Below are 4,727 nucleotides of genomic sequence, written 5' to 3'. Positions count from 1 at the left end.
ACTGCCACAATAATATTGCGGTTGATAGATTGATCAACACGGTGAAGATAACCGATGTAAGGCTCTTCTGAAAGTACCTTCCAACCTTGCTCTTCAAATAATGCCGCGACATCTTTCCATTTCAATGTGAATTCATTGAAAGACAACACCACTGAACCTTGCTTTTTCAATACCACTTTCCATGCAGGCAGAGCCTCTTTTAAAAGCTCTAGTGGGCTGCGGTTCAGTTTGCTGTCCTTGGCATTTTTGCTGCCGTGCTGCACGCCATAAGGCAGATCAGACACCATCACATCAACTGAGTTCTTTTTCACGACTTGATCAGCGATACGAGTATCAGCCGAATACAGCTTCATAAACTGAAGATTGCCTTGGTTGTAATCTTCTTTATTTGCTGCAGCTTCAACCACGAAACCATCCGCCACTTTCTTGCCACCCGCAGTGCGCTTTTCTTTGCTCACTTTGTGCTTAAAGCGGCCATTCTTCATGAACTTAACAATAAAGGTCTGGATCTCTTGCACCCACTTGGCGTTGATCTCAACCCCTACCACGTTCAAACCGTGGATCAAGCCTTCAAATAAGGTTGTACCTTTACCACACATTGGATCCATTAAGGTCAGTTGTTCACTTCCCGTATTGGACGCACTAATGCCGATATTCACCATCAAACGGGTAAACTGCTCATTTGTTTTCCCGGTGTAGCGCAAAATCTGGCTCATGCTTTCCGGGAAAGTGTTAAATACGGGCGCTTGAACTGGTCGAAGTAAACCATCTTCGCGCACTTCAAATAGCGCATAGTAAATCGAAGAGGCTGCGATTCTTCGCGCCTGCTCATCGGTTAGCGCTTCCTGACAAGAAAACACCAACGCAGCAGGTAAGCCAACGTCTTTACTACCAATTTCTGTCACATCCACGCCTTGTGAAGCTAAAATTGCTTTTAGTTCAGAACAGGCAATGGTCATTGCGCTATCAAAGTAAATTCGGTTATGACCCGGATTCGCTAATATCGCGTAATGGTACATCCCATGAACTCCTCTGGTTACGCAATACGCTTATATTTGATATCCCAAACACCGTGACCAAGACGGTGACCACGAGCTTCAAACTTCGTTAGCGGGCGATCGTCTGGACGAGGAACGAAATCACTATCTTTAGCAATGTTTTCGAAACCTGGCGCTTGGTTCATCACTTCAATCATGTGCTCTGCGTAGTTTTCCCAGTCGGTCGCCATGTGGAAAATACCTTCATTAGGGATAAGCTTCTCACGCACCATTTCCGCAAAACCTAATTGAACAATACGACGCTTGTGGTGACGCTTCTTATGCCAAGGGTCTGGGAAGAACAATTGCAGTGTCGATAAGCTGCCATTTGGGATCATGTGTTCGAATACTTCTACCGCATCGTGACACATTACACGCAGGTTAGTAATTCCCGCTTCGCGAGCATCGGCAAGACAAGCACCAACGCCTGGGCTATGAACTTCGATACCGATGAAGTTTTTCTCTGGCGCGTTCTTTGCCATTTCAACCAATGAAGCACCCATACCAAAACCGATCTCAAGCACTACTGGGTTATCGTTGCCAAACACCTCTTTCCAATCGAGAAGTTCAGCTTTGAAGTCAATACCCATCGTAGGCCAGCATTCATTCATCGCGCTCTCTTGACCTTTAGTCAAACGCCCTTCACGGCGTACAAAGCTGCGGATTTTGCGGATCAGCTTTCCGTCTTCGTTGTATTCGTTAGTGGTTACTTCACTCATTGATTTTGCCTGCACATTGATTAATCAAAGCGGGGATTATCCAAAGAATTTACTTAGGTGCAAGTATTTGTTGAGCTCTTGGTCTATGGCAACCCAAAAGCAACGACACACCTCTTTATATCCCTACTGTTTATCCGTTGTACTTCTTGTCCATTATGTGGTGCAATTTTGCACCTAACCAATAATAGAATACAGAGCAAGTCGTGACACCTTTCGCCAGTGCCATCCTAGAATGGTATGACGCATATGGAAGAAAAGATCTTCCGTGGCAACAAAATAAGACCGCATACAGTGTCTGGTTGTCTGAAATTATGCTTCAGCAAACTCAGGTCACTACGGTTATTCCGTATTACCAACGTTTCTTGGAGCGCTTTCCAACCGTGATCGATCTTGCCAATGCTGAGCAAGATGAAGTCCTACACCTTTGGACTGGCTTAGGGTATTACGCCCGAGCCCGTAACCTTCACAAAGCAGCACAAGAGGTCGCCTCTACATACAATGGTGAGTTTCCTCTTGATATAGAGAAAATGAACGCCCTACCGGGGATTGGTCGCTCTACCGCTGCCGCCATTTTATCGTCTGTGTATAAACAACCACACGCGATTCTTGATGGTAACGTGAAGCGCACCCTATCCCGCTGTTTCGCAGTTGCAGGATGGCCAGGACAAAAAAAGGTTGAAAACCAGCTGTGGGAAATTGCCGAAACGCATACCCCACAAACGGATGTAGATAAGTATAACCAGGCAATGATGGACATGGGCGCAATGGTCTGCACTCGCAGCAAACCCAAATGTAGCCTCTGCCCTGTTGCTGATCTGTGTGTGGCAAAGCAACAAGGTAATGTGCTCGACTACCCGGGCAAAAAACCGAAGAAAGATAAGCCAATCAAGCAAACTCGTTTCGTGATGCTTCACCACAACACCGAAAATGGTCATGAGGTGTGGTTGGAGCAAAGACCACAAACAGGCATTTGGGGTGGCTTATTCTGCTTCCCACAAACCGAACATGTGGATGCAGAAAGCGACATTGAATTGCTACTGGATCAACGCGGCATTCAAGCCAGCAATATCAAACAGAAGCAAACACTGATTACCTTTCGTCATACATTCAGCCATTACCACCTAGATATCACGCCAATTTTGATTGATTTATCAAAGCAACCGGACGTGATAATGGAAGGCAACAAAGGTCTTTGGTATAACTTATCTAAACCTGAAGAAGTCGGTTTAGCCGCGCCAGTAAAACTATTGCTGGAAACGCTACCCCACGAACTTCGTTAATTGAATACAAGGAGTCATTATGAGCCGCACTGTATTTTGTGCTCGACTAAAGAAAGAAGGCGAAGGTCTAGACTTTCAACTTTACCCTGGTGAACTAGGTAAACGCATTTTCGACAACATCTCGAAAGAAGCGTGGGCTCAGTGGCAACACAAACAAACCATGTTGATCAACGAGAAGAAACTCAACATGATGGATCCAGAACACCGCAAACTGATCGAAACAGAAATGGTAAATTTCCTCTTTGAAGGAAAAGACGTTCATATCGAAGGTTACACACCGCCGAGCGAATAAAGTCGCTTGAGTTAAACAATGACATCACAACCATTTGTGGTGTCATTTTTCTATTACCTTCAATAACTCTGATACTTATGAAAAAAATTGTCTTTATCGCTGCCGCACTTTTAATGGCAGGCTGTAGCCGTGAATTCGTCGAAAAGATTTATGACGTCAACTACGAGCCAACAAACCGTTTTGCCAATAACTTAGCTGAGCTACCAGGACAATTTGAAAAAGATACTGCGGCGCTAGATGCCTTAATCAATAGCTTTTCAGGCAATATTCAAAAGCGCTGGGGTAAAAAAGAGATCAAGTACGCTGGCAAGAGTAATTACGTTAAGTATATCGATAACTACCTTAGCCGCGCCGAGGTCGACTTTCGCAAAGGCGTGATCACGATAGAGACCGTATCACCGACCGAGCCCCAAAAACACCTAAAAGACGCGATTGTCACCACCTTATTAACACCAGACGATCCCGCTCATGTCGACTTATTCTCCTCTAAAGGTATCACGTTAGAGGGGCAACCATTCCTGTATAAACAAGTTGTCGACCAAGACAATAAGCCAATTCAATGGTCTTGGCGGGCAAACCGATTTGCGGAATACCTCATCGCAAATAAAATAAAAACCAAAAATGTAGATTTCAAGAAAGCGTATTACGTCGAAATTCCCATGGTTGAAGACCACTTTTCAACTCGCAGCTACCAATACGCCGATATCGTGCGTCGAGCTTCCAAGAAATACGACATTCCAGAAGACTTGATATACGCCATTATTAAAACTGAGAGCAGTTTCAACCCATACGCGGTAAGTTGGGCAAATGCATATGGCCTAATGCAAGTTGTACCTAAAACAGCGGGACGAGATGTGTTCAAACTCGTGAAAAAGCGCTCGGGCCAACCAAGCCCTGAATATTTGTTTAATCCAGAAAACAACATAGATACCGGTACTGCGTATTTCTATATCTTAAAAAATCGTTATTTAAGAGAAGTCCGCCACCCTACCTCTCTCGAGTACAGCATGATTTCAGCTTACAATGGCGGTACTGGAGGAGTTTTAAACACATTTCATCGCAGTGATCGCAAACGCGCAATGCAAGATCTTAATTCATTGCAACCCAACCAAGTTTATTGGGCGTTAACCAAGAAACACCCGAACGCAGAAGCGCGTCGCTACCTAGAAAAAGTTACAAATTTCAAAAAGGAATTTAACTCGAAGCAAACTTTGTAGTGACAGTTGAATAAAAAGCGTTCGAACAACCACTTTTTTGAAATTATTTAAAAAAAGTGGTTGACGCAACGCGGGAAAATCCGTTTAATAGCGCTCCGTTGCCCGGATAGCTCAGTCGGTAGAGCAGAGGATTGAAAATCCTCGTGTCGGTGGTTCGATTCCGCCTCCGGGCACCACAATTT

The 4,727-nt window shown here is 44.7% G+C and carries 5 protein-coding genes and 1 tRNA gene; 4 read left to right on the top strand and 2 right to left on the bottom strand.

The genetic code is table 11. The annotated features are described in order from the left end of the window. The coding region (locus R7E42_RS23560; RefSeq protein ID WP_318073039.1) for a DNA methylase at positions 1–1,019 on the bottom strand (1,019 nt) is incomplete at its 3' end. Between the two features lie 17 nt (positions 1,020–1,036). Next, positions 1,037–1,756 (bottom strand): tRNA (guanosine(46)-N7)-methyltransferase TrmB, encoded by a 720-nt coding sequence (gene trmB / locus R7E42_RS23555; RefSeq protein ID WP_213969986.1) that lies wholly within the window; start codon positions 1,754–1,756, stop codon positions 1,037–1,039. A 203-nt stretch (positions 1,757–1,959) separates the two neighbouring features. On the opposite strand from trmB, the gene mutY reads away from it, so the two are divergent. The 4 genes from mutY to R7E42_RS23535 all read left to right on the top strand — a co-directional run bounded on the left by mutY (position 1,960) and on the right by R7E42_RS23535 (position 4,721). Next, complete coding sequence (gene mutY, locus R7E42_RS23550) at positions 1,960–3,036, top strand: A/G-specific adenine glycosylase (RefSeq protein ID WP_017635575.1); 1,077 nt, start codon at positions 1,960–1,962, stop codon at positions 3,034–3,036. Between the two features lie 19 nt (positions 3,037–3,055). Then, a complete protein-coding gene (locus R7E42_RS23545; protein WP_005381002.1) occupies positions 3,056–3,328 on the top strand; it encodes an oxidative damage protection protein in 273 nt (90 codons plus the stop codon). A gap of 77 nt (positions 3,329–3,405) precedes the next feature. Further along, the gene (gene mltC, locus R7E42_RS23540; RefSeq protein ID WP_005381001.1) at positions 3,406–4,545 is read left to right on the top strand and encodes a membrane-bound lytic murein transglycosylase MltC; all 1,140 of its coding nucleotides are present in this window, start codon (positions 3,406–3,408) and stop codon (positions 4,543–4,545) included. Positions 4,546–4,645: 100 nt separating this feature from the next. Then, positions 4,646–4,721 (top strand) — tRNA-Phe (locus R7E42_RS23535). Positions 4,722–4,727 lie beyond the last annotated feature (6 nt).

Source organism: Vibrio sp. Vb1337, from assembly GCF_033338715.1.
In the GTDB taxonomy this organism is placed as follows: domain Bacteria; phylum Pseudomonadota; class Gammaproteobacteria; order Enterobacterales; family Vibrionaceae; genus Vibrio; species Vibrio alginolyticus.
The sequence above is the reverse complement of the archived record's forward strand: the minus strand, read 5'-3'. Positions and strand labels throughout refer to the sequence as shown.